The following is a 26,683-nucleotide window of genomic DNA, read 5'->3' as shown; positions in this document are numbered from 1 at the left end:
CGTCAGCCCTTTCCGGGGTGCAGGGCGCCGCACTTGTCGCACGTGCGCGCCTGCTCGTCCTCGTAGAACTGCACGAACACGGGCGGCAGGTCGGCGACGATGTCGCGCACCTGCAGTTCGATCTCGTGGATGAGGTGGTTGCATTCGAGGCAGTACCACTGGAACTTCTCCAGCGTGCCCTCGCGGCGCACCCGCTCGATGACCAGGCCGATCGAACCCGCGGTGGGCCGCTGCGGCGAGTGCGGCAGGTTGCCGGGGAGCAACCAGGTCTCGCCCTCGCGGATGTGGACCCGCTCGGGTCCGTCCTCGGTCATGACGTCGACGTGGATGTCGCCCTCGAGCTGGTAGAACCACTCCTCGTACGGGTCGAGGTGGTAGTCGGTGCGCTGGTTGGGTCCACCGACGACCTGCACGATGAAGTCGTCACCGAGCGCCATCGTCTGGTTGTTGACCGGCGGCGCGAGCAGGTGGCGGTTCTCGGCGATCCACTTCTGGAAGTCGATGACGGGCGGGATACGGGTCACGAGTGGTCCTCCGAGTCTGCGGCGGTGGTGATGATGTTCTTGCGACGGTCGGCGGGCAGGTACGCCACGCCCTGGATCTCGATCAGCAGGTGCGGGTGCGGAAGCTGGTGCACCGCAACCGTGGTGCGGGTGGGTCCGGTCTCGTCGAACATCTCGGCGTACACCTCGTTGTACCCACCGAAGTCGTTCATCGAGACCAGGTACGACGTGACCTGGACGAGATCGCTCAGTTCGGCACCGACCTCGGCGAGGATCGCCTCGATGTTCTCGATCACGGCGCGAGTCTGGGCCCGGATGTCGAGCTTGGTGGTGCCCATCTCGTCCACCTCGACGCCGACGAACGTGTTGTCCGGCCGACGCGAACTGGTGCCCGAGACGTACACGAAGTCGCCGGCCACCTTCACGTGCGGGAACCGTCCGCGCGGGGTGGCGAGGCGTTCGATCACTTTGGCTGCGTTGTCGCTCATGCGATTCCCTTCACCGTGACACTGCCCAGACCCTCGACGTCGCACCGTGCGGTGCCCGCGGCGAACGGGATCGCCGCCGTCGCAGCACCGGCGAGGACGACGTCCCCGGCCCGCAGCGGAATCTGCCGGCGTCGACTCATGTCGAGCAGCGCGTGCAGCGCGTTGACGGGATCGTCGAGGATCGCCGCCGTCGAGCCGGTGACGGACTCGCCGCCCGCCTCGAGCCGCACCACGAGGTCGCCGACCCCCCGCATCGGCTGCCACGGGCCGATCACGTACGCGGCCGCAGAGGTGTTGTCGGCGACGACATCGGTGTAGGTGAAGCGGAAGTCCCGGTAGCGGGAGTCGATGATCTCCATCGCGGGAGCGACGGCGTCGACGCAGGATTCGATGTCGACGGTCGGATCGTCGACGTCCACGTCGCGCGCGAGACGGTACGCGATCTCGGGCTCGATCTTGGGATGGATGAAGCGGTGCAGGTCGACGTCGCCGCCGTCATCGACGCACATCGCATCGGTGAGCCGGCCGACGATCACATCGGAGACACCCATCTGGGCCATCTTCGCCTTGCTCGTGAAGCCGAGCTTCACACCGAGGAGCATCTCGCCGCGCCCGCAGCGGAAGCCGATGAGCGACTCCTGGATGCGGTACGCGTCGTCGATGTCCACGGCGACGTCGTCGGCGAGGCTGAGGGTGTCGTGCACGCCGACCTGAGCGTCGTCCAGGCGCCGGGCCAGCGCTTGGATCTCGTTGCTGTCCAGTGGTTTCGTTTCCATCAGTCCTCGTTTCCCAGAAGTCCCAGAAGTCCTCGAAGTCACAGCGCCACGCACACGTTCGTCGGCTCGGTGTAGAAGTGCAGCGAGGACTCGCCGCCCTCCCGCCCGATGCCGGACAGCCCGACGCCACCGAACGGTGACCGCAGCTCACGGGTGAACCACGTGTTGACCCAGGAGATTCCGACGTTCATCTTCTGCGCGACACGGTGTCCGCGACGCAGGTCGTTCGTCCACACCGAGGCGGCCAGACCGTACTTGGTGTCGTTGGCCAGCGCGATCGCCTCCTCCTCGGTGTCGAAGGGCACCAGCGCGGCGACCGGCCCGAAGATCTCCTCACGGAGCACAGGATCCTCGTTGGTCAGCCCGGTCCACAGGGTGGGCTCCACCCACGATCCGAACGCGAACTTCGAGCCCAGGTCGGGGATTCCGCCACCGGTGAGCACCTTCGCTCCGGACTGCTCGGCCATCTTGAAGAAGCTCATGACCTTGTCGCGGTGTGCCTGCGAGATCAGCGGGCCGGTGGTGGTGTTCTCGTCGGTGGGATCGCCGAGCCGCAGCTGCTGCGCCCGCTCGACGAGGCCCGTCGCGATGTCGTCGAAGATCGCCCGGTGCACGTACACCCGTTCGGTGCACAGACACACCTGGCCGGTGTTGGTGAACACCGACTTGGTCAGCCCGGTCAGCGCCTCGTCGAGGTCGACGTCGTCGAACACGACGGCCGCGTTCTTGCCACCGAGCTCGAACGACACCGGGCGCACCCGCGGGGCAACGGTCTTCATCACGTGCGAGCCGGTCGCGGACGAGCCGGTGAACGTGACGCCGTCGATGCCGGGGTGCGTCGTGAGGTACTCGCCGGCGGAGTTGCCGCCGAAGCCGTGCACCACGTTGTACACGCCGGCGGGCAGACCGACCTCGGCGAGCACCTCGGCGAGCAGCGTCGCCGTCGCGGGCGTCTCCTCGCTAGGCTTGACGACCACCGCGTTGCCGCACGCCAGCGCGGGCGCCACCTTCCAGGTGAGCAGCAGCAGCGGCAGGTTCCACGGCACGATCACCGCCACCACGCCGAGCGGCTTGCGCACGGCGTAGTTGAGCGCCTGACGACCCCCGGCGAGGTCGGTCATGAACGATTCCTGACCGGCGGCCGCCGCGACGTCGGCGAAGGTCCGGAAGTTGGTGAGCGCGCGGGCGACATCCAGTTCGCGGGCCTGCGTGATCGGCTTGCCGGTGTCCGCCATCTCGGCGGCCACGAACTCCTCGAACCGCTCCTCGATGCGGTCCGCCGCCCGACGCAGCAGCGCCGTGCGCTCGCGGACCGGGGTGTCGGCCCAGCCGTTGTCCAGCGCGCGGCGCGCGCCGGTCACGGCACGGTCGACCAGCACCTGGTCGGCCTCGTGCACCTGGGCGAGGACCCGCCCGGTCGCCGGGTCGATCTGGTCGAAGCCGCGCTGCGGGTCGGGATCGACGAATGCGCCGTCGACGAAGTTACGGATCCAGCCGTCGAGGGTTGAAGTCATGGATCAATGGTCGAGCCCCGATCCATGCCGAACAAATGCCAAATCGGGTTCTACCCATGCCCTTGTAGGCATACGTCCCGCGCAGAGCCCACGGAGAACCGGCGCAGGGTTGCGGAGATGTGTCAGTCTGCCGAAACCTCACACTCGATCCCGTCCAGCAGCTTGGCGAGCCCGTACTCGAACGCGCCGTCCGGGTCTGCGGGCGCCTGGTACAGCTCCCCGACCGTCGAACCCACCCGCGACGACAGCGGGAACAGACTCGGCGGCATGGCCGCAGCGAACAACGGGCCGTGCACCTCCCACCACTGGGCGTCACTCAGTTGCCGCGTCGCATCGATCGCCGCGACCGCCACTCGGGCGTTGCCCGTGGCGAACTCCGACAGCACCGCGATCACCCGGTCCATGGCAACATCCGACAGGCCGATGCCCTCGATCGCGGCCAGCTGCTGTTCGTAACGCCGCATGCGCCCCGGCCCGAGCACGAGCCGCCAGGGCGGCACTTCCAGGAGCCAGGGATGCGCGATCAGTTCGGCGCGGACCTGACGGGCAATGGAGGCCATCCGTTCGCGCGGTGCGAGGTCCCCCGAAATCGAGGTGGTGTCCTCGTCGGCGACCGCGTCGACCATGAGGATCGTGAGTGCGTCCTTGCTGGGGACGTAGGTGTACAGGCTCATCGGCCGCAGGCCCAGCTCGGTGGCGACCGAGCGGATGGAGACGCTGGCGTAGCCCTCCCGGTCGGCGAGCGCGATCGCCGCGGCGACCACCGCGTCGACACTGACCGTCTGCTTCGGGCCGCGCCTGGCAGGCTGCGGCGGAAGCTCGTGCCGCCACAGCAGGTTCACCACCTGTTTCGCCTGCTCGGCGCTGATCTCCTCGCTCACGGAGCCCCTTCGGAACAAATCCAGTACGGTGTACGTTGTCAGGGATACTCCGTACACCATACGCTACTTTCGGGGGTCTACTCTGCCCAGCACAAACGCCACCTACCTGCCGGATCGGCACATGTTCGCGCTCTGGACGTGGACGGGCCGCGGCACCGGCCCCGCCCCGAGCGTCCACGGCGACCGCGAGACCCTGGCGCTCGCGCTCCCGGTCGGCGCGGACGGCGCGATCGAGGTTGCCGACGTGGACACCACGCTCGTGGACACCACGACCCTCGCCGGACTGACGCTCGAACCGGCGGGCGAGTCGGTGACGCTGTGGCAGGACGCAGTGCACGCCACCGACGGCGGCCCGCTCACCCCGCCGGCCACCGACAGGCCGTCCCTGCCCGTCGCGGCGCACGCGGTGCCGAACGCCTCCGGCACCGCGATCGTGTCGGCGGAACACGCCGTTCGCGTCCTGCGCGAATCCGAGGCCGTGGCGGCCGAACTACGTTCGACGCTGGAGGCGCAACTCCGGCCCTACCAGGCACGTGGCGTCGGCTGGCTGCGGGAGACCGTCGACGCTCACGGCGGCGCGGTGCTCGCCGACGAGATGGGCCTCGGCAAGACCGTCCAGACCATCGGCTTCCTCCTCGGTCGCGCGGAGGCGGAGCCGCAGCTCGTGGTCTGCCCGACCTCGCTGGTCGGCAACTGGGCACACGAGATCGGGCGATTCGCGCCGGGACTACATGCGACGGCGTGGCGCGGCGGGCAGATCCCCGCCGAACCGGGAACCGTCGTCATCGTGGGATACCCGACCTTGCGCATACACGGCGAACTGCTGGCCGGACAGCACTGGAGCACGGTGGTCTTCGACGAGGCGCAGGCGCTGAAGAACCCGCGCACCCAGATCTCGAAGGCTGCGCGGGCGTTGGACAGTGCGGCGAAGATCGCGCTGACCGGCACACCGGTGGAGAACCACCTCGACGAGCTGTGGGCGCTGGTTAACCTGGTCGCGCCCCGGATGCTCGGGCACCGGGCGCAGTTCCGGCGGCGGTTCGTCCAACCGATCCAGGAGGGCTCGGTCGCCGCCGCGACCCGGTTGCGCGACACCATCGAGCCGATCGTGCTGGCGCGCAAGAAGGTCCAGGTGGCCGCGACGCTACCGCCGAAGATCCACAACGACATGCTGTGCGATCTCACCGCCGAGCAGGAGGAGATCTACGACCTCCTCCTCGCGGAAGCCATCGATGACGGGTTCGGTTCCGGTATCGAACGCCACGGCCGTGTCCTCGCGGTACTGACCTCACTGAAGCAGGTCTGCAACCATCCCGGGCTGGTCACCGGTGAACTGGAGTCACTCGCCGGCCGGTCCGGGAAGCTCGACCTGTGCACCGACATCCTGGCCACCAATCTGGAAACCGCCAGCCCGACACTGGTCTTCACCCAGTATCGCCGGACCGGTGAACTACTCGTGCGCCATCTCGCCGATCAGTTCGCCGTCACGGCGCCGTTCCTGCACGGCGGGCTGGCCCCGGCCGAACGCGCCGAGATCGTGTCCCGGTTCCAGACCGAGGACGGACCGCCGGTACTGGTCCTGAGCCTGCGCGCCGCCGGCACCGGTCTGACACTCACCCGCGCCGCCGACGTCATCCACTTCGACCGCTGGTGGAATCCCGCGGTCGAGGCGCAGGCCTCCGACCGGGCACACCGGATCGGTCAGACGCGCACGGTCACCGTCACCACACTCACCTCGACCACCACCGTCGAGGAGCACATCGCGGGCATGCACGACCGAAAGGCTGCACTCACCGATCTGAGTGACACGGCGGGCATCGCCGCGCTCGCGGGACTTGACGACGACCAGCTGATCGAGATCCTTCGCCGCAAGAGGGAGAACTGATGGTGGACAACGAATTCGGATACACCGCATGGGGCATGGACTGGGTGCGGCTGGCCCAGCCGCTGCGCCAGAGCGGACCGGCGCGCCTACTCCTGCCTCGTGCTCGCAGCCTCGCACGCAACAACCTCGTGAAGGCGACGGTCGAGGGACGGATCGTGCGCGCCTCGATCCACCGCGGGGGTCAGGCATCGGTGACCCAACTGGAGGTGGCGCCGCTGACCAGAGCGTCGATCACCGGCATCGCGGCGATAGTTCCGGACACCGCCGTGCTGACCGACGACATCCACCAGGACATCGTCACCGCCGGGATCGCGCTCGCACCCGTTCTCGCGGACACCGACTGTTCGTGTTCGGCGCGCTCCGCTCCCTGTCTGCACCTGCTCGCCGTCCTCTACGAAATCGCGCACCGAGTCGACGAGAACCCACAGCTCGCGCTGGACATCCAGGGCTATACCACTGCGATGCTGCATGATTCGGCGGTACCGGCGTCGACCGCGCGCTGGACACCCGTCAGCGCGCTCGATCCCGCGGCATTCTTCGAGAGGGCGTCGGGCTGAGCCCTGCCGGGGCTCAGCTCCGCAGGTACTCCAACTGCACCCGCACCGACTGCTCGGCAGCCGGCCACAGCGTCTCGTCGACGTCGGTGTAGACGTGCTCGACCACCGCGCGGACGTCGGCGTCGGCGCCCAGGACGTCGAGTGCGCCGCGCACCTGCGCGAGTCGCTCCTCGCGGTGCGCGAGGTAGTAGCGGGCCACGGTCTCGAGGTCGGGCAGTTCGGGTCCGTGCCCGGGCAGGACCGTCCGGCCGGGGCCAAGGTCGATGAGGAGCCGCATCGACGCCAGGTAGTCGCGCAGATTTCCGTCGGAGGCGTCGAGGACCGTGGTGCCGCGGCCGAGGATGGTGTCGGCGGTGAGCACCGACCCGTCGTCCTCGATCACGAACGACACCGAGTCGGCGGTGTGGCCGGGGGTGCGCAGCACGCGCAGGGTGAGTCCAGCCGCCTCGATCGACTCGCCGTGCCCGAGTCCGCCGCCAACGCCGCGACGGAACTCCTCGCGGACCGCACGCACCGGCGCCCCGGTCAGTTCGTGGAACCGATCGAGGCCGCCGGTGTGGTCGTGGTGTCGGTGCGAGACCAGCGTCAGCACCACCGTGCCGACGCGCGCGACCCGTGCGAGGTGCTCGGGGTCGTCGTCGCCCGGGTCGACCACGATGCACTCGTCGCGACCCGGGCTCCGCAGGATCCAGGTGTTGGTGCCGTCGAGCGAGTACATGCTCGGGTTGTTCTCGAGCATCACCGCCGCGATCGGCGTGACCTGGCGCAGCTGGGCGTACGCGGGGTGCTGAAGCGTCATGGACGCCCCTTTCGTGACGGGCCGACAGCGTCTTCGGCGAAACCGAGCATCACTGTACGACTCCTGCCACGCCGCGGCCGCCCCGGACGACACCTACTGCGCGGCAAGCGCACTCACATGTGGGTGCCGCCGTCGATCCGGATCTCGGTGCCGGTGACGAACGCGCCGTCGTCGGACGCGAGCATCGCGACGACGCCGGCGACGGTCTCGGGGCCCGCGAAGCCCTCGCCGATCCACGGGTACAGCTTGCCGATCAGGCTCGCGTCGACGTCCTCCGGGAAGCCCGGGTTGCTGGTCATGCCCGACGCGATGCTGCCCGGTGCGACCGCGACCGCGCGCAGGCCCTGCCTGGCGTACTCGAGCGCGATCGCATGCGTGAACGACTGGATGCCACCCTTCGACGCCGCGTACGCCGCCATGTAGGGGTGCGCGAACTGTGCCGACGTCGAACTGAAGTTCACCACGACGCCCTTGCCGGTCTCGAGCAGCGCGGGCAGCGACTGGCGGGTCACCAGGAACGTCCCGGTGAGGTTGGTGCCGATCACCTTGTTCCAGAAGTCGAGTTCGGTCTCGTGGGTGTGCGACGAGCGCAGGATGCCGGCCGCGTTGACCAGGACGTCCAGGCCGCCGAGCTGTTCGATCGCGCCGCCGATGTTCTCGCGGACCGAGTTCTCATCGGAGATGTCGGCGGTGACGGTGCGCAACCGGTCGGCGACTCCGGCCTGCTCGGCGCGCTCACGCGTCACTGCCAGGCCGTTCTCGACCACGTCGACGCCGGTGACGATGCCACCCTCGTCGAGGATGCGGGCCACCACGGCCTGACCGATGCCGGATCCGGCTCCGGTGACGAGTACTCGGCGTCCTTCGAATCGCTTCATGATTTCTCCTGTTCGCATAGAGTTGATTCACAGCTCTACTGGCACGGTAGGCCGAGATGGCACGTTGTGTCACGCATTTTCCGGAAACAAGACCGGTAGTCTGCGATCCGACACCACCCGAGGAGCCCAGAACATGCCCGGCGCACAGCCCGCCACCTCGCTGACCGAGCGACGGAAAGCGGAGACACAACTCGAGATCTCCCGACGCGCCGCAGAACTGTTCTCCGCACGCGGCGCGTCCGCGGTGACAGCCGAGGAGATCGCCGCGGCGGCCGGCATCGGCCTGCGCACGTTCTACCGCTACTTCCGCACCAAGGAGGAGGCAGTCGCACCCCTGCTCGCCGGCGGGGTCACGGGCTGGATCGCACACCTCACCGGCGACGGGGACGCCCCCTCGGACGAATCCGTGCAGGCCGCCCTCGAGCGGGCGACGCGCCAGGCACTGACGCCGTCCGACGACATCGCCGAGGAGATGCTGCAGTGGACCCGCGGACTGCTGCGGACGGTGCACGCCGAACCCGGTCTACGAGCCGTGTGGCTGCGCGTACAGGCCGACTCGGAGGACGGACTGGTCGCGGCGCTCACGACGCTGATGGGGCCGACTGCCGACCCGCTGACCGTCCGGCTCACCGCGGCCTCCGCGAACGCCGCGATGCGGATCGCGGTCGAGACGTGGGCGGCGACCGACGCCCCGAGCACCGGCCCCGGCGGACCGGCGGATCTCGCGGCGCGCTGCATCCGCACCCTCGTCGGCTGAACCCCGAAGACAACTGAGCCGCACGCACCTCCCCACGGTGAGCACCCGGGCGGACTAGCCGAAAAGGTCGGGAAGGCCCTCCGAGATCCGATCCGGGAACACCGGTTCGCGTTTGGCCAGGAAGGCTCCCACGCCCTCGCGCACATCACCCGACGCACCACGCACGTAGATCGCCTGCGAGTCGGCACGGTGGGCCACCTCGGGACTCTCGGCTCCCAGCATTCGCCACATCAACTGCCGGGTGAGGGCGACGGACACCGGCGCGGTCCCGGCAACCAGTTCCCGCGCGACCTCGACCGCGCGAGCGAGTACCCGGTCGGCGGGGACGACCTCGCGCACGAGGCCGCGTTCGAGAGCTTCCGTCGCGGGCACCATCTTTCCGCCGAGGGTCCACTCCAGAGCGGTGGAGACGCCGACGACCCGGGGCAGGAACCAACTGGAGCAAGCCTCGGGGACGAGACCCCGCCTGGTGAAGACGAACCCGAATCGAGCTGTGTCGGAGGCGATCCTGATGTCCGCGGGCAGCATCATCGTGACACCGACGCCGGCCGCGGGGCCGTTGACGGCCGCAATGATCGGTTTCGTCGAGGCATAGAGGCGCAACGCCACCAGGCCGCCCTGGTCGGCGGGTGCACCGCCGGTCTGCGGATCGGTACCGAGCACGAAGGCCTCCCCGCCGGCAGCGAGGTCGGCTCCGGCGCAGAAAGCCCGGCCGGACCCGGTCAGCACCACCGCACGAATGTCGTCGTCCGCGTCGCACTCGTCCAGCGCCGCGACGATGCGCTCGCACATGTCGTAGGTGAAGGCGTTCAACCGATCCGGACGGTTGAGCCGCACGATCGCGATCTCACCGGACCGCTCCAACAGCACGACGTCGTCGTTCACGAATCCTCTTTCCCGCGACGATGTCGGATCAGCGTCGCCCGAGCCACGATAAGCCCGAAACGGCCTGAGCCGCATCCCCGTTCGGGAATGCGGCTCAGGTCGGACAAATTCGCGGACTGCTCAGCGCACCTCGGCGATGAGCTCGACCTCGACGGGCGCACCCAGCGGCAGTTCGGCCACGCCGACCGCGGAGCGGGCATGGATGCCGGCGTCGCCGAAGACCTCACCGAGGAACTCCGACGCTCCGTTGATCACGCCCGGCTGACCGGTGAATCCCTCGGCCGAGGCCACGAAGCCGACGACCTTGACGATCCGCACGATCGAGTCGAGACCGACCAGTGCGTCGATCGCGGCGAGCGCGTTGAGGGCGCACGTGCGGGCGGCGGCCTTCGCGTCCGCATCGGACACGTCCGCGCCGAGCTTGCCGGTGAGCGGCAGCTTGCCGTCCACGAACGGCAACTGCCCCGAGGTGTAGACGTGGTCACCGGTGCGCACGGCCGGCACGTACGCCGCGACGGGGGCGGCGACCGGCGGCAGCTCGATGCCCAGCTCGGCCAGGCGCGCGGTCCAGGACTGTGCGGTGTCTGCCACGAGCCTCAGCCCTTCGGACGCTTGAGGTACGCGACGTGCTGTTCGCCCGTCGGACCGGGGAGAACCGTCACCAGCTCCCAGCCGTCCCCACCCCACTGGTCGAGGATCGCCTTGGTCGCGTGCGTGAGCAGCGGCACGGTCGCGTACTCCCAGGTAGTCAATTCACTCATGCCGGTGAGCCTATCCCCCGCACGTGTGGGCTCCTCGATATATAGGCTCGTGCCGTGGCAGCACCGACAGACACAGCCGCGCAGGAGCGGTCGCACCCCGCCGAGCCGGGATGGCCTCCCAACGCCGAGACGGCGCGACTGCACTTCGTCTCCGGCAAGGGCGGCACCGGCAAGTCCACCGTGGCGGCCGCGTTGGCGCTATCGCTCGCGGCCGGCGGACGGCGCGTGCTGCTGATCGAGGTCGAGGGCCGGCAGGGCATCGCGCAGCTGTTCGACGTGCCGCCGCTGCCGCCGCAGGAGACCAAGATCGCGACCGCGGACGGCGGCGGCGAGGTGGTGGCGCTCGCGATCGACCTGGAGACGGCGTTCCTCGAGTACCTCGACATGTTCTACAACCTCGGGTTCGCGGGGCGCGCGATGAAGAAGATCGGGGCGGTCGAGTTCGCGACCACCCTGGCTCCGGGCCTGCGCGACGTCCTGCTCACCGGCAAGATCAAGGAGTGCGTGGTCCGCACCGACAAGGCCGGCCGGCGCATGTACGACGCGGTCGTGGTCGACGCCCCACCCACCGGACGGATCGGGAAGTTCCTCGACGTCACGCGCGCGATGTCGGACCTGGCGAAGGGTGGTCCTATCCACTCGCAGAGCCAGGGTGTGGTGCGACTGCTGCACTCGGAGGAGACCGTCGTGCACCTGGTGACCCTGCTCGAGGCGCTGCCGGTGCAGGAGACGGCCGACGCCGTGGCCGAACTCGAGGCCGCGGACCTGCATCTGGGGACCGTGATCGTCAATCGCACAAACACCCCGTTCCTTCCGGAGGACGCTCTCGCCGACGCCGCGAAGGGCCGGATCGACGCGGACGCGATCCACACCGGCTTGGCGAAGGCGGGCATCACGCTGTCCGACGACGACTTCGCCGGTCTGCTGACCGAGACCATCGAGCACGCGGCCACCCTGGCCGCGCAGGACGAGAGCGCGGCCCAACTCGACGAGGTGAAGGTGACCCGGATGTATCTGCCCGCGCTGGTGGACGGCGTCGACCTCGGCGGGCTGTACGAGCTCTCCGAGAGCCTCACCGAGCAGGGTGTGCGATGAACCCGCCGCGGACCGCCCCGGCCCTCGACCTGGCCGGCGTCCTGACCGACCCGAAGACCCGGATCGTGGTGTGTTGCGGCGCCGGCGGCGTCGGCAAGACCACTACCGCCGCGTCGATGGCGCTGCGCGCCGCCGAGCAGGGCCGGCGCGTGGCCGTCCTGACGATCGACCCTGCGCGACGCCTCGCCCAGGCCCTCGGCGTGCAGGACCTCGACAACGAGCCTCAGCTGGTGGAGCTCGCGCCCGGCTCGACGGGCGAGTTGCACGCGATGATGCTGAACATGCGCCGCACGTTCGACGAGATGGTGCTCGAGCATTCCGCACCGGACAAGGCGCAGCAGATCCTGGCCAACCCCTTCTATCAGACCGTCGCGACCTCGTTCTCGGGAACGCAGGAGTACATGGCAATGGAGAAGCTCGGCCAGCTGGCGGCCGACGACCGGTGGGATCTGGTGATCGTGGACACCCCGCCGTCCCGCAACGCGCTGGACTTCCTGGACGCACCACAGCGGTTGGGCGCGTTCCTCGACGGCCGCATGATCCGGCTGCTCACGGCGCCGGGCCGCGGCATCGGTCGCCTCGTCACCGGCGCGATGGGCCTCGCACTCAAGGGCGTGTCCACCGTCGTGGGCAGTCAGATGCTGTCCGACGCGTCCGCGTTCGTGCAGTCCCTCGATTCGATGTTCGGTGGGTTCCGGGAGCGGGCGAGCCGCACGTACCAGTTGCTCCGGCAGGAGGGCACACAGTTCGTGGTGATCGCGGCCGCGGAGCCCGACGCGCTGCGCGAGGCCGCCTTCTTCGTCGACCGCCTCTCCGGCGACGACATGCCGCTGGCCGGTCTGGTGCTGAACCGGACGCATCCCACGTTGTGTTCGCTGCCCGCCGATCACGCCCTCACCGGTGCCGATCTCCTGGACGAGAGCGAACCCGTGGAGCCGGCGGACGAGCTGACCTCGGCTGTCCTGCGGGTCCACGCGCATCGCGCGGTCACGGCGAAGCGGGAGATCCGGCTGCTCGGGCGATTCACCGCAGCGCATCCACGGGTGCCGATCATCGGCGTGCCGTCCCTGCCGTTCGAGGTGTCCGATCTCGAGGCATTGCGCGCCGTCGGCGACCAGCTCGCACGACAGGGCTGAGAGGCACCGCGTAGGCACCGGTCAGGCACTGATCGGGCATGAAGGGCCGCGAGCAGCGGCGCCTGCACACCGCTGCTCGCGAACAAGTTGGGCTACAGATCGGACCTACTCCCCGACGAGGACCGAACTGCTGTGGTCTGAGCTTCAGACCGCCGACTGGTGCTGGCGCTGCGCCTCGAAGAACTCGGCCCAGGACTCCACCTCCGGATGCTGCTTGAGCAACGCGCGCCGCTGACGCTCGGTCATGCCACCCCACACACCGAACTCGACGCGATTGTCGAGGGCGTCGGCACCACACTGCATGAGAACCGGGCAGTGCCGGCAGATGGTGGCCGCCTTCCGCTGAGCCGCGCCACGTACGAAGAGCTGATCGGGATCTACTTCACGGCATCGGGCCTGTGCGACCCACTGAATACGGGCTTCCGCTTCCTCATAGTCGAGCCGTGTGGCTGTGGTGGTCATGTGCATTCGGTTCCCCTTCAGTCCGAACGCCGTTCCCCACGGCGTTCAGGATGTTCGCGCAATCGCTCTCGGTAGCACGTGAGGACTGCACCACATTCCTAATCCAGTGTTAGCTGTATCACACTGACTTCAGCCAATTTAGGTAAAGAACGCGCGGTGCGCAAGATCAGCTACCAAAATTCTGGTACGACCGTGCATGCTTCGCGGCAATTGCCCGAGTCGATCCGCACCTTCACCCCCGATCTCTCACGCCCGAGCGGCTGTCCACCGGGGCAATCGGTTCGTTCGACGTACTCTGTAGGGCGTGTCGAGAGCCAAAACGATCGCCAAGCTCGCGGGGTGTTCCGCACTCGCAGGTGTCCTGCTCGCCGGGTTGATGTTTCCGCTGGCAGGAGGCTTCGGATTCGCGTCCAACCGCGCCGCGGACGCCGTCAACAACGTCTCGGCGGAATTGGTGGAGGGCACAGTCCCCGCCGTCTCGACGATGACCGACGTCGCCGGCAACCCGATCGCGTGGTTGTACGAGCAACGCCGATTCGAGGTCCCCAGCGATCAGATCTCCAACGAGATGAAACTCGCGCTCGTCTCGATCGAGGACAAGCGCTTCGCCGACCACCACGGTGTCGACTGGCAGGGCACGCTGCGCGCGTTCATGACGAACACCACCAGCGGCGAGGTCCAGCAGGGCGCCTCGACGATCGACCAGCAGTACGTGAAGAACTACCAACTTCTGGTGGTCGCCCGGAACGACGCCGAGCGCCGCGCCGCGATCGAGACGACGCCGGCCCGCAAGATCCGGGAGATCCGGATGGCGCTCACGCTGGACAAGAAGCTCACGAAGGACGAGATCCTCACCCGGTACCTCAACCTGGTGCCGTTCGGCAACGGCTCGTTCGGCGTGCAGGACGCCGCGCAGACCTACTTCGGCGTCGACGCCAAGGATCTGAACCTGACGCAGGCCGCGATGCTCGCGGGCATGGTGCAGTCCAGTTCGGCCCTCAATCCGTACACCAACGAGGAGGGCGTCCTCGAGCGCCGGAACACGGTCCTCGACACGATGATCGCCAACATTCCGGACCGGGCCACCGAGATCCGGGCGGCCAAGGACGCACCGCTCGGGGTGCTGCCCGAGCCCAAGGCGCTGCCGCGCGGCTGCATCGCGGCCGGCGACCGCGGCTTCTTCTGCGACTACGCGCTGCAGTACCTCGCCGCCTCCGGCATCAGCCGGGAACAGATCAACAAGGGCGGCTACACGATCAAGACGACGCTCGACCCCGCCGTCCAGAACTCGGTCAGGTCCGCCCTGGCGGCGAACGCCGACCCCAAGCTCGACGGCATCGCGAACGTCATGAACGTCGTCCAGCCCGGGCAGGACCAGCATCGTGTCCTGGCGATGGGTTCGAGCCGCGACTACGGCCTCGACACCTCGGCGGAGCAGACCGTGCAGCCGCAGCCCTACACGCTCGTCGGACACGGCGCGGGCTCGATCTTCAAGATCTTCACGACGGCCGCCGCGATGGAGCAGGGCCTGGGCACCAACGCGGTGCTCGACGTCCCCCGACGGTTCGAGGCCCGCGGCATGGGCAACGGCGGCGCGAAGGGCTGCCCGGCCGCCACCTACTGTGTCGAGAACGCGTCGCCCAACTACGCCGCGAAGCTGTCGGTCACCGACGCGCTCGCCCAGTCGCCGAACACCGCGTTCGTCAAGCTGATCGAATCCACCGGCGTCACGCCGACCGTGGACATGGCCGTCCGGCTGGGTCTGCGCTCGTACACCGCCACGAGCTCGTCCGGCTTCGGCGACGAGAGCATGGCCGAGATGCAGAAGTCGCAGAACCTCGGCTCGTTCACCCTCGGCCCCACCTGGGTCAACCCGCTCGAGCTCGCGAACGTTGCCGCGACCCTCGCCTCGCACGGCAAGTGGTGCCCGCCGACGCCCATCGACTCGATCACCGACCGTGAGGGCAAGCCGGTCTCCATCACGCAGGACGCGTGCGAGCAGGTGGTCGCGCCGGGCCTGGCCGACACCCTGTCGGTCGCGCTGAGCAAGGACGACCAGCCGGGCGGCACGTCGTTCGCGGCGGCGAACTCGGCGGGCTGGAAGCTGCCGATGTCGGGCAAGACCGGCACCACCGAGTCCCACATGTCGTCGGGCTTCCTCGGCTTCACCAACAACCTCGCGGGCAGCGTGCTGGTCTACGGCGACTCCACGACGCCGGGCGAGATCTGCTCCGCGCCGCTGCGCCCGTGTGGTGACGGCAACCTGTACGGCGGCACCGAACCGGCCCGAACGTGGTTCCAGGCGATGACACCCGTCGTCGGGAACTTCGGTCCCACGGCGCTGCCTCCGGTCGACGACAAGTACGTCAGGGGATCCCAGAACGCCCAGGTGCCCGACGTCGTCGGGATGACCCAGGACGCTGCGACGGCGGCCCTGAAGGCGGCCGGTTTCACGGTGAACGCGGTCGGCACCAAGTCGGACGCGCCCCAGGGCAGCATCACCGGCAGCGCGCCGTCGGGGCTGGCGGTTCCCGGTTCCGCGGTGACGATCTACGTCAGCGACGGCTCGGTGAAGGCGGCACCGCCCGGCTCCGCGGCACCGCGGCCGAACACGACGCCCGGCGGCTGATCAGCCCGCACGGAGGCGGTTTGCGCTCCCCGCGCCCGGGGTAATCGTGGTGCGCGGGGAGCCGTCCGGGCCCCCTCGACCGGATCGAGGTCCCGTCATGATCGTTCTCGGCTTGATTCTGCTGATGGTCGGGTTCCTGACGAACATCTCGATCCTGTGGACCATCGGGATCGTGTTGATCGTGGTCGGCGCGATCCTGGCACTGCTCGGTGCGACGGGGCGCGCTGTCGGCGGTCGGCGCTACTGGTACTGAGCGTGATATTGAGCGGCCACTCCCCCGCGGCGTTTGCCGGTCGCGATTCCCGGGTAGCCGGACGGGATGAACCTTCGTCATCTGTACAACCGGGCCGAGTCCGCGTCGTTCCTGGACGGCCTGAGCGCCGGGCTGCAGCACCGACTGCAGAACGGGCTGGGCCGCACGCCGGTCGGCGACCGACTGCGGGGCGACTGGCTCGGACACCCGGTGCATCCCGTCCTGGTCGCGATTCCGATCGGGGCCTGGACCAGTTCGCTGATCTTCGACGCGGTGCTGCGTGACCACCGCAGCGCCCGCCGTCTGATCGGCGTCGGGCTGGTCGCGCTGCCACCGACCCTCGCGACCGGCTGGGCGGACTGGAGCGAGCGCGACGTCCGTCAGCGTCGGGTCGGCCTGCTGCACGCCGGCGCCAACGCGGTGGGGATCACGCTGATGCTGGCGTCGTTCCGTCGCCGTCGGCGAGATCCCGCCGCATCTGACGCCCTGGCGGTGGGGCTGTCCGTGGCCGCGCTCGGTGCGGTCGGGGCGGGCGGCGCGCTGGGCGGGCACCTCGTCTTCGGGCAGGGTGCGGGCCTGGCGATGACGCCCGCCAACGACGGTCCGGCGTTCGACCCGGTGCTCGCCGAGGTCGATGCCCGGACCGAGCCGGAACACTCGAACGGCCACCTGGCACACATCGGACTGCACCGGAGGGGGCACCCGTGACCGGCAAGGGAACACTCACCGGACGCACCGTCGCGATCCTCGCGACCAACGGCGTCGAGGAGGTCGAACTCGTCGAACCGCGCAGGGCCGTCGAAGAGGCCGGGGCCACCACACGACTGGTCTCACTGTCGGGCGGCCGGATCCAGGCCATGCGCAGCGACGTGCACGAGGCCGGACGGTACGACGTCGACGTCACGGTCGGTGACACGTCGGCGGCCGACTACGACGCTCTGATCCTGCCCGGCGGGACCACCAATCCCGATCACCTGCGGATGGACCCGAAAGCCGTTTCCTTTGTTCGGGATTTCGTTCAGGCCGGCAAACCCGTCGGCGCGATCTGCCACGGTCCGTGGACACTCGTGGAGGCGGACGTGGTGCGCGGCCGCACCCTCACGTCGTACCCGAGCATGCGGACGGACATCCGCAACGCCGGTGGCAACGTCGTCGACCGCGAGGTGGTGATCGACGGCGCGCTGGTGTCCAGCCGCAATCCCCGCGATCTGCCGGCGTTCTGCGACGCGATCGTCGACGTCTTCTCGTCGACCTCGACGCGCGTGTGAGTCCTACCCGCGGCCAACGGTCACCGAGACCCCGCCCGGCACGGCGACGGCGTCGTTGACGATGCCACCGAGGCACGTGAGGTTCGGCCTGCGCGGCGCGACCAGGACCGGTTCACCCGTGTAGTCGATCGGCGTCGAGAACGACACGGGCGTGCCGAGACGCACACGGGCATGTGGAACTTCTCCGCACGATCCCGACGGACCGTAGTACCCGACGGACTGGTGACCGAACGGCATCATGCGGCGCAGCTCGTTGGTGATCTGGACCCCGCTGATCGACCGCTGCATCGTGCCGTCTCCGACATAGGCATGCCAGTAGTTGGATCCCATCTGTTCGACCCGCAGCGTGTACGTCCTGCCGAGTGCGAGGTCGAAGAATTCGCCGCGACATGTCATCCCACCGGGTCCGGGGACGATGGGTCCGCATCCGGCGTGCTGGACGTCGGGGCCGAAGTAGCTGAAGACCGTGCGGGCAACGAGCGGCGCGTCGATCGCGGGGCGCTGGACCTCGAGCCCGATGTAGCCGCCCTGCCAGTTCTGGAATCCGAAATGCTGCCCGACGGACAGCGTCTGCCCGGGTCCGGTCACACCGATCTCGTCGATCGTCACCGGGAATGCGAACTCGGAGACGCCCTTCGTGCCGCCGTTGGCGGCAAGCCAGTCGATCTGGACGAGTTCGCCGGGCACCACCGCAGCGGTGGCGGTGGCGGGCGACGCCATCACCACCGCTGCCGCGACACCGAATAGTGCGACGAGGGAACGTACTGTCCTCGAACCGATTCCACCCATCTCGACCTCCACCCCGTGGGAGGACCCCCACGGCCCCCGATCATCATGGTCATCATGCGCGGAGGTCCGGGCGTTACGGACGAAATCGGCTCACGGCACTACAGACGGTCCTTGACCGCCTTGGAGACGCGCGATCCGTCGGCCTTGCCGCCGGCGAGTGCGGTGGCGGCCTTCATGACCTGACCCATCTGTCGCGGGCCGGGGCGCTCGCCCAGCTCCTCCGCGACCTGTGCGATCGCGGTGTCGGCGACATCGGCCAGTTCGGCGTCGGTGAGCGGGGTGGGCAGGTAGCCGTCGATGATCTGGGCCTCGGCGCGCTCGGTGGCGGCCAACTCGCCGCGTCCGGCCTCGGTGTAGACCTCGGCGGCCTCACCACGCTTCTTCGACTCCTTGGCGAGAACCTTGAGCACCTCGTCGTCGGTGAGCTCGCGGGCCTCCTTGCCGGACACCTCCTCCGTCTGCACCGCGGCCAGGATCATCCGCAGCGTCGACAGGCGCAGCGGATCCTTCGCCTTCATCGCGGCGGTGAGGTCGGCACGGAGCGTGGACTTGAGCGTGGGAGTGGTATCGGCCATGCGCCGAACGGTACGCGCCCAGCGCGGTGTCCTGCACCTTCATTGCGTGCACCCGTATTCTGAAATGGTGTCTGATCTGTCTCGCAATACCCCGACCCGCCGCACCCTGAACCGCGCTGCCCTGGCCACTGCGGGCGCCGCCGCGCTGGGCCTCGGCTACGCCTCGCTGATCGAGCGCAACGCGTTCGCCCTGCGGGAGGCGACGATGCCGGTACTGGCACCGGGCTCGGCGACGCTGCGGGTGCTGCACATCAGCGATCTACACATGATGCCGAACCAGAAGCTCAAGCAGAACTGGCTGCGGGAGCTCGATCGACTCGAACCGGATCTGGTGGTCAACACCGGCGACAACCTGTCGCACCAGAAGTCGGTCCCGGCCGTGGTGCAGTCCCTCGGCGGCCTGCTGGCCCGCCCGGGCCTGTTCGTGTTCGGCAGCAACGACTACTTCGCACCCAAGCCGAAGAACCCGCTCAAGTACTTCAAGAAGGAGCACCGCCGGGTGCTCGGCGATCCGCTGCCGTGGGCCGATCTACGGGCCGCGTTCACCGAGCGCGGCTGGCTCGACGCCACCCACGTGCATCGCGAGATCGAGGTCGGGGGCGTGCGCATCGCCGCGGCCGGTGTGGACGACCCGCACCTCGAGCGCGACCGGTACGACACCATCGCCGGCCTGCCGAACCCGCTCGCCCACCTGAAGCTGGGCATCACCCACTCCCCCGAGCCGCGCGTGCTGGACCGCTTCGCCGACGACGGCTACGACCTGGTCCTCGCCGGGCACACCCACGGCGGCCAGCTGTGCCTGCCGTTCTACGGCGCGCTGGTCACCAACTGCCAGCTGGACCGGTCCCGGGTGAAGGGCCCATCGCGGTGGGGTGCGCACACCCGGTTGCACGTGTCGGCGGGCATCGGCACGTCGCCGTACGCGCCGGCCCGGTTCTGCTGCCGCCCCGAGGCGACGCTGCTCACGTTGGTCCCCGCACCGCGTGACACCGTGACGGAAGCTCGCGGATCGGCCGCCGTGGAAAGCGCCGTTTTGGGGCGCTGACCAGCCGATTTAACCCCTGAGGAATCGGTCATGTAAGCTAACCGAGGTTCAACACGGGGTGTGGCGCAGCTTGGTAGCGCGCTTCGTTCGGGACGAAGAGGTCGTGGGTTCAAATCCCGCCACCCCGACAGTGTTAGAGCAGGTAGAGGCCCTATCCGGGAGATCGGATAGGGCCTCTACTCGTTTCCGGTCCGCAGTGGGTCCGCAGTAGTTTCACTCGGCTGCACGCACCGCGACATCGAGGGCCTCGGCCACGGCCTCGAGGTCATCCTCGAATAGGTCCGCGTACACGTCGAGGGTCATGCTCGCCTTCGCGTGTCCGAGCATCTTCTGGACCGCCTTGGGGTTGGCGCCGGCACTGATCGCCGGCGACGCGGCCATGTGCCGCAGATCGTGCGGGGTCACATGGGCCGACGACGTCACCCGACGAGTTGCATCGGTCGTCGCTTTGACGTGCCCGTTCGCAGCAAGCCACCGGGCGCCAAGCTCCCCGACAGTCCCCTTGCCAGCAGAGGGCGCGACATGGGATCCCTGCACCAACGACGCAGTGGCCGTATCGAGCCACGACTGCGCGTCGACCTTCTTGCCGAATGCCTTGGAGTGTTCACGGCCAGTGTCATCGACATACCGGGCCCGCCAGCACGTCGCCGCAGATGCAGACGCTGGACTGGGCGCAGGCCTACTCGACCAAAGCGAACGACTACCTCCGCGAAACCAGGACGGAGATCCTCGATGAGCTCGGCGCCGAGGCGTTCGGGTTCGCCGGGGGTGTCCAGGTGGGCACCATCATCACCCAGGACGTGCCGGCGCCATGACTCGGCTGCATCGCCTCGCCGACATGCATGCCCGCGGCTACACCCGGACGATAGGCCGCTGACCGTTCCAGCCAAAGAACCCCGCCCCGCCAGATAGCCTGGCGGGGCGGCCTTGTCGCGTTCAGCCAGGGCCGATCATCGACGAGCCACGTCAGGAGGCCTGCGAATGCGGTGGAGTCGCAGGAGAACTCACCGGGGGCCTCTCCGGACCACCAAGATGACCGTGGAGCTGCCCGACACCGACGTCGAACTACTCGTCGAAATGGCCGAGCACCAGGCGTCGACCATGACTGCCGCCCTCGCCCGCTCCATCCGCATGACCTCGTTCGTCGAGAAGCACGCAAGCGCGGAGCGACCGTGATCCTGCAATAACAAGACGGCGCCCAGAGCCAGATCGTACTCACCTGACCACGACCGAACAGGCATCGCAACCTGCAGTAATTGTGATGGAACCGTTCACCGCTGGGCTGCGTCAAACCAAACAGGGCTCCGCTGTGAGCGCCGTATGAGCGGCGGTGCGCGGTACCGCACATGGCACAGAAGGAACTGGGGGTGCTTTGGGAGATCAGCTGGGTGTCGATACAGAGGCGTTGCGTTCGCTCGCTGCATCGTTGACGGTCGAAGCCGATCGGATCTCGGGTATCGACCCGTCCGGTCCGATCGACGCCGCAGCAGGCGCAATGCCAGGGTCGTCGGTCGGTGCGGCCGCGGCCCGCGCCGGGGCCCCGCTGCTCCGGTCCCACCGCGACACAGCCGAGCGGCTCCGCGACATGTCCGCGAACGCGGAGGCGAACGCCCACGTCTACGACGGTGCCGAGCGCGCCTTCCGGCAGCAGCTCGATATCAAGTCCGGGGAGATCTAGATGGTCACCCTGTCTCAGCTCCGCACCTGGCAACCGGACCTCCTCGCCGCCGCCGGCACCGCCGTCGCCGCAGCGAACCGCACCTTCGGCGACGCGATGCAGGCGGCCGGATCACATGTCGACACCGCCATGTCGAGTTGGCACGGCACCGCCGCCGCGGCCGCCTCGTCGCGGTCCGCCTCGGAACAGGAAGCCGGACGCCGCATCGCGACAGCGGTCACCGCCCAGGCCGACGCATTGACGAATGCCGCGGCCTCGATCGGTCCCGCCCGACTCACCGCCCTCTCGATCGCCGACGAGGCGATCGCCTCCGGATTCGCGGTCGCCGACGACGGACGGGTCAGCGCCCCACCGTTCGTCAGCGGCAACCCGGTCGCCGACATGCTGATTCAGGCACAACTGGGCGAACAAGCGACCGTGCTCGAGGCCCGGCTGATCCCCGCCCTCGCGACAGTCGGCGAACTCGACGCCCGCGCCGGTGCCGCCCTGGACGCCGCGACCGCCCAGCTCGGCGACGCCGGCGAGGCCCGAGCGGGCAACCTCGGAGCCGGCGCGCTCCCCGAGCCGGCACCCGGCGCCACCGCCGCCGACAACAAGAAGTACTGGGACTCGCTCACCGAGGAACAGCGACGTCAGATCATCGACGAGCACCCGGACTGGGTCGGCAACCGCGACGGCATCCCCTCCGCCGTACGACACGAGGCGAACGTCAACCGGTTCGACGACGAACGCGACCGTCTCGAAGCCGAACGCGACCGCCTGCAGGCGAACCTCGACGACAACCTCTTCGGCGGCACGTTCACCAACGACGACGCCGCGCTCTGGTACACCGAGCAGAAACTACGTGACCTCGACGAGATCGAGGGCATCGTGGCCGACAACCCAGACGGCCGCCTGATGCTGCTCGACCTGCAGTCCGGCGAACGCGGCATGGCCGCCTTCGCCGTCGGCGACCCCGACACCGCCGACCACATCTCCGTCACCACCCCCGGGCTGAACACCAACATCGACGACTCCTTCAACGGCATGGTCAATGAAGCGACATACCTGCAGTCCGAGGCGGAGGAACAGCTCGATCGCGCCGGCCGTGCTGACGAGACAGTGGCGAGCATCGCCTGGTTGGGATACGAACCACCGCAGCTCGACGGGTCGTCGAACGTGGTCGCGGACCACGCACGCGGCGGACTGGACGTCGCCCAGACGGACCGCGCGAACGCGGGCGCCGCGAAGCTCGCCGGGTTCTACGACGGCCTCGACGTCGCGTCCACGCAGCCGGACCCGCACATCACCGCGCTCGGGCACTCCTACGGGTCCCTGACCACCGGTCTGGCACTCCAGGACCCCGGTCCCGGCCAACCCATCGACGACGCCGTGTTCTATGGATCGCCCGGCATCAACGCCGACGACGAATCCGACCTGGGCCTCGCCGAAGGACACGGCTACGTGATGGAGGCCGACGAGGACCGCGTCGTCACCGAAATCGGCAAGACGCACCGGTTCGGACCCGACCCCAGCACCTCCGACTTCGAACAGCTCTCCACCAACGCAGGCACCAGCCCCGACGGCGTCACACGAGACGGCGTCCACAAGCACAGTCAATACTCACAGCAAGGCGACAACGGGGAGCTTCGAATGTCGGGATACAACATGGCCGTGATCGTGGCCGGACTACCCGAACAGGCGGTGCGCTTGTGAACCGACACACCCTGCCGCTGCTGGCGGCGATCGCAACAACCGTGACAATCCTGACCACCGGATGCGGAGACCTCGACACCATGGGCAACCCTTACAACCACACCGACGAGGAAATCGCCGCCGCCGCAGCCCTCCTGCCCACCCGACCCTCACTCGAGGACACCGAAAAGCAGATCACCGACGCGGTGGTGCAGATCGCCAACGCCGCAACAACCATCGCACCAGAACTGCAGTGGGAATGGCGTCGCCAGCGGACCCAGTCCAGCTGCGGCGGCGCCTTCGGCAAAACCGACGGACTCGAGATCGACTTACCGAACTACGTCTCCGCCACCCCGATTCCCGACGCCGACTGGCCCCGCGTGCTCCAGGCGGCCCGTGACATCGCCGCGTCCCTCGGGATCACCCAGCTGAACGTCCGCGTCGACAAGCCGGGCGATCACGACGTGGTACTCACCAGCGACGACGGCAGCCAAATCCACCTCGGCACACAGGTCGCCGCACTCGTCAGCGCCCGAACCGGGTGCCGACTCCCTGCCCAGCGGACCGAACAGACGCCGTAACGCGTCGCCCCCCGATTGCCACCCACCCAGCACACCCGACCGATACCTCCGGGAGCGACACCATGACCAGCGCACCGCTCGACGACCTCGCCGTGAAAGCACGCCGAGTCCACGAGGCGGTGACACTCGTGCGCGGACGGGCCCAATCCGCGGGCGGGCACGTCACCGCCGAAGTCGACGCCGCCGGGCGCATCACCGCACTGACCATCACCGACACCGCCCTCGCGGGAGGCGCCACCACGCTCGCGGCGATCGTCACCGCCACCCACCGCGCAGCATGCACCGAAGCAGAGGAGGCAGCCCAGGCCCTTCGTGGCGAGTTGGCCGCCGACCCACGAGTCGCACAGGTCATCGCCGGAACACGCACAACCGCCCCCACTACGCCGCGCTACCACCCTGGACCCGATGCGGACGAGGACGCGTACTACGCCACCAGGTCGATCCTCCGGAGCATCTGACAACAGCGACCTGGCCGCAGACGAATTGTTGGTGCACATGGATGTCAAAAAGCTCGGCCGGATTCCCGACGGTGGCGGATGGCGTGCCCATGGCCGAGAGCACCGGATCCGGGACTACTCGACGAAGGTGGGGTTCGACTACGTCCACTCCCTCATCGACGATCACTCCCGGCTCGCCTACTCGGAGATCCTCCCGGACGAAAAGGGTTCCACCTGTGCGGGTTTCCTGGTCCGTGCGATCGACTACTTCGCCCGCCACGGCATCACCCGCATCGAGCGGCTGATGACCGACAACGCCTGGGCCTACCGGTGGTCGCTACGGGAGGTCTCCGCTGAGCACGGCATCCGACAGAAGTTCATCACACCGCACTGCCCGTGGCAGAACGGGAAGGTCGAACGCCTCAATCGGACCCTGCAATCCGAGTGGGCCTACCGGCAGGTCTTCACCAGCAACACCGAACGCGCCGACGCGCTTGCACCCTGGCTCGAGTACTACAACACTCGACGACGCCACAGCGCACTCGAAGGACTACCGCCGATCAGCCGACTGCAACCAACCCGATGGCCGGGTACACCCAGTCGCCTGCATCCTCGTGAGTCGCTTTCGATCGCAGGTAAGCGAGTGGGTCCGCAGCACCGCCATTACTCGGCACATCTCACTCACGAAGCTGACCATCCAGTTCGCTGGTTACGGCGTTTTCACTCATGCAGCTCACGCCTCCATATCCTGTCGTCTGCCCAGGTGAGGTCGTTCGGGACGAAGAGGTCGTGGGTTCAAATCCCGCCACCCCGACAGTGAAGAACAGAAAGACCCGGTCCGATTATTCGGACCGGGTCTTTTCCGTTTACAGGACCGCTCCCGCCGTCCCACCGGAAAGCCCCCCTGGACCACAGGCTAGCCTGACCTAATGTTCAATCGATCGTCCCTGCGCAAGCGGACCTCCGTCCGCGTCGCGATGGTCGCCCTCGCGACCGTGTTCGCCGCCACCGCATGCGGCTCCTCCGACAGTGCGACCGACGCTCCGGCCGGCAACACCGACGTCGCGACGGGCGGTCACCTGTTCGCCACCGCCGACGCCGCGACCGCCGAACTGGGCAGCGACGCGCAGCCCGGCGCGTTCCCGCGGACCGTAAAGCATGCGCTCGGCGAGACCGTGATCGAGAAGAAGCCGGAGCGCGTCGTCGTGCTCGACGGCGGCGAGCTCGACGACGTCCTGTCGCTCGGCATCACTCCGGTCGGTATCGCGAATCCGGAGGGTGTGTCCGGACAGCCGTCGTACCTCGCGGACAAGCTGAAGGGTGTGCCGGATGTCGGCACCTCCAACAACCTCAATCTCGAGGCGATCACCGCGCTGCAGCCGGATCTGATCCTCGGTAGCAAGCTGCGTTCCGACAAGCTGTACCCGCAGCTGTCGCAGATCGCGCCCACGGTGTTCGGCATCCGCCCGGGCTTCCCGTGGAAGGAGAACTTCCTCCTGGTCGCCGACACCCTCGGTGAGGAGACGAAGGCCGAGTCCGTGCTCAACGACTACCAGACCCGGGCGAACGAGGTCCGCGACAGCATCCAGGGCGATCCGTCGATCTCGCTGGTGCGCTTCATGAGCGGCAAGACCCGCCTGTACGGCAACCTGTCGTTTATCGGCGTGATCCTGCAGGACGTCGGACTGCGCCGCCCCGACATCCAGAACATCGAGGAGCTGGCCGTCGAGGTCAGCCCCGAGACCATCACGCAGGCCGACGGTGACTGGATCTTCTACTCGACTTACGGCAAGCCCGACACCACCGCCGAGGGCGAGGTGCTGGGCGGCCCGCTGTGGTCGAGCATGAACGCAGTGAAGAACGGCAAGGCCGTGCAGGTGTCCGACGAGACATGGTTCCTCGCGCTGGGTCCGACAGGCGCGATGATCGTGCTCGACGACCTGGACAACCTGCTCGGCGGCAAGCAGTAGACGTTCGACCCGCGGCGAGGCCCGGCACCGATTCGGTGCCGGGCCTCGCCGTTATCGTGGCCGCATGGACGAGTCGCTGACCCTGCAGAAGGCACTGCTCCAGCTCGACTACGGCCGGGTCGAGAAAGCGGAGGTCACGCTGCGTGAGCTACTCGATCGCTCGCAGCCCGGCGTGTTGCGGGTCCGCGCGCTCGTCGTCTACGGCGACCTTCTGCAGCAGCTGGGACGGGCCGACGAGGCGACGGCGCTCCTCGAGTCCGCGGTGCGGGAAGCCTCGGATCTCGATGTCGACGACCTGCTCGACATGGAGCTGGAACGGGCCCGGGACCTCTTGGGATGACCCTGGAATAACCTCGGCGGGGTCGTGGTTGAATGGTTCGGATCGGCGGTTCCGTGTCCCCCGGGCT

General features: G+C 68.4%; 32 protein-coding genes, 1 tRNA gene and 1 pseudogene. 20 read left to right on the top strand and 14 right to left on the bottom strand.

From position 1 onward, the window contains the following. Positions 1 to 2 precede the first annotated feature (2 nt). The 5 genes from HUN07_RS03095 to HUN07_RS03075 all read right to left on the bottom strand — a co-directional run bounded on the left by HUN07_RS03095 (position 3) and on the right by HUN07_RS03075 (position 4,162). Positions 3 to 524 (bottom strand): 3-hydroxyanthranilate 3,4-dioxygenase, encoded by a 522-nt coding sequence (locus tag HUN07_RS03095; RefSeq protein ID WP_174907864.1) that lies wholly within the window; start codon positions 522 to 524, stop codon positions 3 to 5. Continuing rightward, positions 521 to 991 (bottom strand): RidA family protein, encoded by a 471-nt coding sequence (locus HUN07_RS03090; protein ID WP_174907862.1) that lies wholly within the window; start codon positions 989 to 991, stop codon positions 521 to 523. Before HUN07_RS03090 ends, HUN07_RS03095 begins: the two co-directional genes overlap by 4 nt. Beyond that, positions 988 to 1,767, bottom strand: a complete 780-nt coding sequence (locus HUN07_RS03085) for a 2-keto-4-pentenoate hydratase (protein WP_174907860.1) — start codon at positions 1,765 to 1,767, stop codon at positions 988 to 990. Before HUN07_RS03085 ends, HUN07_RS03090 begins: the two co-directional genes overlap by 4 nt. Positions 1,768 to 1,805: 38 nt before the next feature. Beyond that, positions 1,806 to 3,281 (bottom strand): 2-hydroxymuconic semialdehyde dehydrogenase, encoded by a 1,476-nt coding sequence (locus HUN07_RS03080; protein ID WP_114721101.1) that lies wholly within the window; start codon positions 3,279 to 3,281, stop codon positions 1,806 to 1,808. A gap of 122 nt (positions 3,282 to 3,403) precedes the next feature. Beyond that, the gene (locus tag HUN07_RS03075) at positions 3,404 to 4,162 is read right to left on the bottom strand and encodes a TetR/AcrR family transcriptional regulator C-terminal domain-containing protein (RefSeq protein WP_254622776.1); all 759 of its coding nucleotides are present in this window, start codon (positions 4,160 to 4,162) and stop codon (positions 3,404 to 3,406) included. Between the two features lie 121 nt (positions 4,163 to 4,283). On the opposite strand from HUN07_RS03075, the gene HUN07_RS03070 reads away from it, so the two are divergent. Beyond that, the gene (locus HUN07_RS03070) at positions 4,284 to 6,047 is read left to right on the top strand and encodes a DEAD/DEAH box helicase (RefSeq protein ID WP_174907856.1); all 1,764 of its coding nucleotides are present in this window, start codon (positions 4,284 to 4,286) and stop codon (positions 6,045 to 6,047) included. Further along, positions 6,047 to 6,604, top strand: coding sequence for an SWIM zinc finger family protein (locus tag HUN07_RS03065; RefSeq protein ID WP_174907854.1), 558 nt, complete (start codon positions 6,047 to 6,049; stop codon positions 6,602 to 6,604). The genes HUN07_RS03070 and HUN07_RS03065 overlap by 1 nt, the downstream gene beginning before the upstream one ends. Before the next feature lie 13 nt (positions 6,605 to 6,617). On the opposite strand, the gene HUN07_RS03060 is transcribed toward HUN07_RS03065, so the two are convergent. Both HUN07_RS03060 and HUN07_RS03055 read right to left on the bottom strand, forming a co-directional pair. Next, entirely contained in the window at positions 6,618 to 7,403 is a 786-nt protein-coding gene (locus tag HUN07_RS03060; RefSeq protein WP_174907852.1) for an MBL fold metallo-hydrolase, read from the bottom strand. Positions 7,404 to 7,516: 113 nt separating this feature from the next. Beyond that, a complete protein-coding gene (locus tag HUN07_RS03055; protein ID WP_114721111.1) occupies positions 7,517 to 8,281 on the bottom strand; it encodes an SDR family NAD(P)-dependent oxidoreductase in 765 nt (254 codons plus the stop codon). A 133-nt stretch (positions 8,282 to 8,414) separates the two neighbouring features. On the opposite strand from HUN07_RS03055, the gene HUN07_RS03050 reads away from it, so the two are divergent. Beyond that, positions 8,415 to 9,038: a TetR family transcriptional regulator gene (locus HUN07_RS03050; protein ID WP_174907850.1), complete on the top strand. Its 624-nt coding sequence runs from the start codon at positions 8,415 to 8,417 to the stop codon at positions 9,036 to 9,038. 54 nt (positions 9,039 to 9,092) lie between these two features. On the opposite strand, the gene HUN07_RS03045 is transcribed toward HUN07_RS03050, so the two are convergent. The 3 genes from HUN07_RS03045 to HUN07_RS03035 form a co-directional block, all read right to left on the bottom strand. Continuing rightward, positions 9,093 to 9,923 (bottom strand): enoyl-CoA hydratase-related protein, encoded by an 831-nt coding sequence (locus HUN07_RS03045; protein WP_254622775.1) that lies wholly within the window; start codon positions 9,921 to 9,923, stop codon positions 9,093 to 9,095. Between the two features lie 120 nt (positions 9,924 to 10,043). Further along, entirely contained in the window at positions 10,044 to 10,514 is a 471-nt protein-coding gene (locus HUN07_RS03040; protein ID WP_174907847.1) for a RidA family protein, read from the bottom strand. Between the two features lie 5 nt (positions 10,515 to 10,519). Beyond that, the gene (locus tag HUN07_RS03035; RefSeq protein WP_005515911.1) at positions 10,520 to 10,684 is read right to left on the bottom strand and encodes a DUF4177 domain-containing protein; all 165 of its coding nucleotides are present in this window, start codon (positions 10,682 to 10,684) and stop codon (positions 10,520 to 10,522) included. 54 nt (positions 10,685 to 10,738) lie between these two features. On the opposite strand from HUN07_RS03035, the gene HUN07_RS03030 reads away from it, so the two are divergent. Then, a complete protein-coding gene (locus HUN07_RS03030; RefSeq protein WP_114721119.1) occupies positions 10,739 to 11,779 on the top strand; it encodes an ArsA-related P-loop ATPase in 1,041 nt (346 codons plus the stop codon). After that, positions 11,776 to 12,915, top strand: coding sequence for an ArsA family ATPase (locus HUN07_RS03025; RefSeq protein ID WP_114721121.1), 1,140 nt, complete (start codon positions 11,776 to 11,778; stop codon positions 12,913 to 12,915). Before HUN07_RS03030 ends, HUN07_RS03025 begins: the two co-directional genes overlap by 4 nt. 144 nt (positions 12,916 to 13,059) lie before the next feature. Here the strand turns inward: HUN07_RS03025 and HUN07_RS03020 are convergent, their stop codons facing one another. Next, a complete protein-coding gene (locus tag HUN07_RS03020) occupies positions 13,060 to 13,383 on the bottom strand; it encodes a WhiB family transcriptional regulator (protein WP_114721123.1) in 324 nt (107 codons plus the stop codon). 316 nt (positions 13,384 to 13,699) lie between these two features. On the opposite strand from HUN07_RS03020, the gene HUN07_RS03015 reads away from it, so the two are divergent. The 4 genes from HUN07_RS03015 (at position 13,700) to HUN07_RS03000 (ending at position 17,527) form a co-directional block, all read left to right on the top strand. Continuing rightward, on the top strand, positions 13,700 to 16,006 hold the full coding sequence (locus tag HUN07_RS03015) for a penicillin-binding protein (protein ID WP_174914388.1): 2,307 nt from the start codon (positions 13,700 to 13,702) through the stop codon (positions 16,004 to 16,006). Positions 16,007 to 16,103: 97 nt separating this feature from the next. Continuing rightward, positions 16,104 to 16,259, top strand: coding sequence for a DUF6131 family protein (locus HUN07_RS03010; RefSeq protein ID WP_174907845.1), 156 nt, complete (start codon positions 16,104 to 16,106; stop codon positions 16,257 to 16,259). A gap of 66 nt (positions 16,260 to 16,325) precedes the next feature. Continuing rightward, a complete protein-coding gene (locus HUN07_RS03005) occupies positions 16,326 to 16,967 on the top strand; it encodes a DUF2231 domain-containing protein (protein WP_174907843.1) in 642 nt (213 codons plus the stop codon). Continuing rightward, positions 16,964 to 17,527, top strand: coding sequence for a type 1 glutamine amidotransferase domain-containing protein (locus HUN07_RS03000; RefSeq protein WP_174907841.1), 564 nt, complete (start codon positions 16,964 to 16,966; stop codon positions 17,525 to 17,527). Before HUN07_RS03005 ends, HUN07_RS03000 begins: the two co-directional genes overlap by 4 nt. A 3-nt stretch (positions 17,528 to 17,530) precedes the next feature. On the opposite strand, the gene HUN07_RS02995 is transcribed toward HUN07_RS03000, so the two are convergent. Further along, positions 17,531 to 18,316: a hypothetical protein gene (locus HUN07_RS02995; protein WP_174907840.1), complete on the bottom strand. Its 786-nt coding sequence runs from the start codon at positions 18,314 to 18,316 to the stop codon at positions 17,531 to 17,533. A gap of 98 nt (positions 18,317 to 18,414) precedes the next feature. Further along, complete coding sequence (locus HUN07_RS02990) at positions 18,415 to 18,891, bottom strand: GatB/YqeY domain-containing protein (RefSeq protein ID WP_114721129.1); 477 nt, start codon at positions 18,889 to 18,891, stop codon at positions 18,415 to 18,417. Between the two features lie 64 nt (positions 18,892 to 18,955). On the opposite strand from HUN07_RS02990, the gene HUN07_RS02985 reads away from it, so the two are divergent. Together HUN07_RS02985 and HUN07_RS02980 are read left to right on the top strand one after the other, a co-directional pair. Next, complete coding sequence (locus HUN07_RS02985) at positions 18,956 to 19,936, top strand: metallophosphoesterase (RefSeq protein ID WP_114721131.1); 981 nt, start codon at positions 18,956 to 18,958, stop codon at positions 19,934 to 19,936. A 54-nt stretch (positions 19,937 to 19,990) separates the two neighbouring features. Then, positions 19,991 to 20,064 (top strand) — tRNA-Pro (locus HUN07_RS02980). A gap of 85 nt (positions 20,065 to 20,149) precedes the next feature. Here the strand turns inward: HUN07_RS02980 and HUN07_RS02975 are convergent. Beyond that, positions 20,150 to 20,359: a tyrosine-type recombinase/integrase gene (locus HUN07_RS02975; RefSeq protein ID WP_254622773.1), complete on the bottom strand. Its 210-nt coding sequence runs from the start codon at positions 20,357 to 20,359 to the stop codon at positions 20,150 to 20,152. Between the two features lie 230 nt (positions 20,360 to 20,589). Between HUN07_RS02975 and HUN07_RS02970 the strand changes: the two genes are divergently transcribed. The 9 genes and pseudogenes from HUN07_RS02970 (at position 20,590) to HUN07_RS02930 (ending at position 26,616) form a co-directional block, all read left to right on the top strand. Next, positions 20,590 to 20,751: a hypothetical protein gene (locus HUN07_RS02970; RefSeq protein WP_174907838.1), complete on the top strand. Its 162-nt coding sequence runs from the start codon at positions 20,590 to 20,592 to the stop codon at positions 20,749 to 20,751. 217 nt (positions 20,752 to 20,968) lie between these two features. Then, positions 20,969 to 21,112: a hypothetical protein gene (locus HUN07_RS02965; protein ID WP_174907836.1), complete on the top strand. Its 144-nt coding sequence runs from the start codon at positions 20,969 to 20,971 to the stop codon at positions 21,110 to 21,112. A 196-nt stretch (positions 21,113 to 21,308) separates the two neighbouring features. Beyond that, complete coding sequence (locus tag HUN07_RS02960) at positions 21,309 to 21,614, top strand: type VII secretion target (RefSeq protein ID WP_174907834.1); 306 nt, start codon at positions 21,309 to 21,311, stop codon at positions 21,612 to 21,614. Further along, the gene (locus HUN07_RS02955) at positions 21,615 to 23,309 is read left to right on the top strand and encodes an alpha/beta hydrolase (RefSeq protein ID WP_254622772.1); all 1,695 of its coding nucleotides are present in this window, start codon (positions 21,615 to 21,617) and stop codon (positions 23,307 to 23,309) included. Next, positions 23,306 to 23,869 (top strand): LppA family lipoprotein, encoded by a 564-nt coding sequence (locus HUN07_RS02950; protein WP_254622771.1) that lies wholly within the window; start codon positions 23,306 to 23,308, stop codon positions 23,867 to 23,869. The genes HUN07_RS02955 and HUN07_RS02950 overlap by 4 nt, the downstream gene beginning before the upstream one ends. Positions 23,870 to 23,931: 62 nt before the next feature. Continuing rightward, entirely contained in the window at positions 23,932 to 24,327 is a 396-nt protein-coding gene (locus tag HUN07_RS02945) for a YbaB/EbfC family nucleoid-associated protein (protein ID WP_174907832.1), read from the top strand. A gap of 28 nt (positions 24,328 to 24,355) precedes the next feature. Further along, positions 24,356 to 24,886: pseudogene (locus HUN07_RS02940) on the top strand (integrase core domain-containing protein); the annotation flags it as partial. A 349-nt stretch (positions 24,887 to 25,235) separates the two neighbouring features. After that, on the top strand, positions 25,236 to 26,276 hold the full coding sequence (locus tag HUN07_RS02935; RefSeq protein WP_114721136.1) for an ABC transporter substrate-binding protein: 1,041 nt from the start codon (positions 25,236 to 25,238) through the stop codon (positions 26,274 to 26,276). Between the two features lie 64 nt (positions 26,277 to 26,340). Next, on the top strand, positions 26,341 to 26,616 hold the full coding sequence (locus HUN07_RS02930; protein ID WP_174907830.1) for a hypothetical protein: 276 nt from the start codon (positions 26,341 to 26,343) through the stop codon (positions 26,614 to 26,616). The last annotated feature ends 67 nt before the right edge of the window (positions 26,617 to 26,683 follow it).

It is taken from the genome of Rhodococcus sp. W8901 (genome assembly GCF_013348805.1).
Lineage (GTDB): Bacteria > Actinomycetota > Actinomycetes > Mycobacteriales > Mycobacteriaceae > Prescottella.
This window is presented reverse-complemented; position numbering and strand designations above follow the sequence as displayed.

Coding starts and splice junctions, on each gene's coding strand:
- HUN07_RS03090 (WP_174907862.1), bottom strand. CDS start 991: ATGAGCGACAACGCAGCCAAAGTGATCGAACGCCTCGCCACCCCGCGC.
- HUN07_RS03085 (WP_174907860.1), bottom strand. CDS start 1,767: ATGGAAACGAAACCACTGGACAGCAACGAGATCCAAGCGCTGGCCCGG.
- HUN07_RS03080 (WP_114721101.1), bottom strand. CDS start 3,281: ATGACTTCAACCCTCGACGGCTGGATCCGTAACTTCGTCGACGGCGCA.
- HUN07_RS03070 (WP_174907856.1), top strand. CDS start 4,284: ATGTTCGCGCTCTGGACGTGGACGGGCCGCGGCACCGGCCCCGCCCCG.
- HUN07_RS03065 (WP_174907854.1), top strand. CDS start 6,047: ATGGTGGACAACGAATTCGGATACACCGCATGGGGCATGGACTGGGTG.
- HUN07_RS03060 (WP_174907852.1), bottom strand. CDS start 7,403: ATGACGCTTCAGCACCCCGCGTACGCCCAGCTGCGCCAGGTCACGCCG.
- HUN07_RS03055 (WP_114721111.1), bottom strand. CDS start 8,281: ATGAAGCGATTCGAAGGACGCCGAGTACTCGTCACCGGAGCCGGATCC.
- HUN07_RS03050 (WP_174907850.1), top strand. CDS start 8,415: ATGCCCGGCGCACAGCCCGCCACCTCGCTGACCGAGCGACGGAAAGCG.
- HUN07_RS03035 (WP_005515911.1), bottom strand. CDS start 10,684: ATGAGTGAATTGACTACCTGGGAGTACGCGACCGTGCCGCTGCTCACG.
- HUN07_RS03025 (WP_114721121.1), top strand. CDS start 11,776: ATGAACCCGCCGCGGACCGCCCCGGCCCTCGACCTGGCCGGCGTCCTG.
- HUN07_RS03020 (WP_114721123.1), bottom strand. CDS start 13,383: ATGCACATGACCACCACAGCCACACGGCTCGACTATGAGGAAGCGGAA.
- HUN07_RS03010 (WP_174907845.1), top strand. CDS start 16,104: ATGATCGTTCTCGGCTTGATTCTGCTGATGGTCGGGTTCCTGACGAAC.
- HUN07_RS03005 (WP_174907843.1), top strand. CDS start 16,326: ATGAACCTTCGTCATCTGTACAACCGGGCCGAGTCCGCGTCGTTCCTG.
- HUN07_RS02995 (WP_174907840.1), bottom strand. CDS start 18,316: ATGGGTGGAATCGGTTCGAGGACAGTACGTTCCCTCGTCGCACTATTC.
- HUN07_RS02990 (WP_114721129.1), bottom strand. CDS start 18,891: ATGGCCGATACCACTCCCACGCTCAAGTCCACGCTCCGTGCCGACCTC.
- HUN07_RS02985 (WP_114721131.1), top strand. CDS start 18,956: ATGGTGTCTGATCTGTCTCGCAATACCCCGACCCGCCGCACCCTGAAC.
- HUN07_RS02970 (WP_174907838.1), top strand. CDS start 20,590: ATGCAGACGCTGGACTGGGCGCAGGCCTACTCGACCAAAGCGAACGAC.
- HUN07_RS02965 (WP_174907836.1), top strand. CDS start 20,969: ATGACCGTGGAGCTGCCCGACACCGACGTCGAACTACTCGTCGAAATG.
- HUN07_RS02955 (WP_254622772.1), top strand. CDS start 21,615: ATGGTCACCCTGTCTCAGCTCCGCACCTGGCAACCGGACCTCCTCGCC.
- HUN07_RS02945 (WP_174907832.1), top strand. CDS start 23,932: ATGACCAGCGCACCGCTCGACGACCTCGCCGTGAAAGCACGCCGAGTC.
- HUN07_RS02935 (WP_114721136.1), top strand. CDS start 25,236: ATGTTCAATCGATCGTCCCTGCGCAAGCGGACCTCCGTCCGCGTCGCG.
- HUN07_RS02930 (WP_174907830.1), top strand. CDS start 26,341: ATGGACGAGTCGCTGACCCTGCAGAAGGCACTGCTCCAGCTCGACTAC.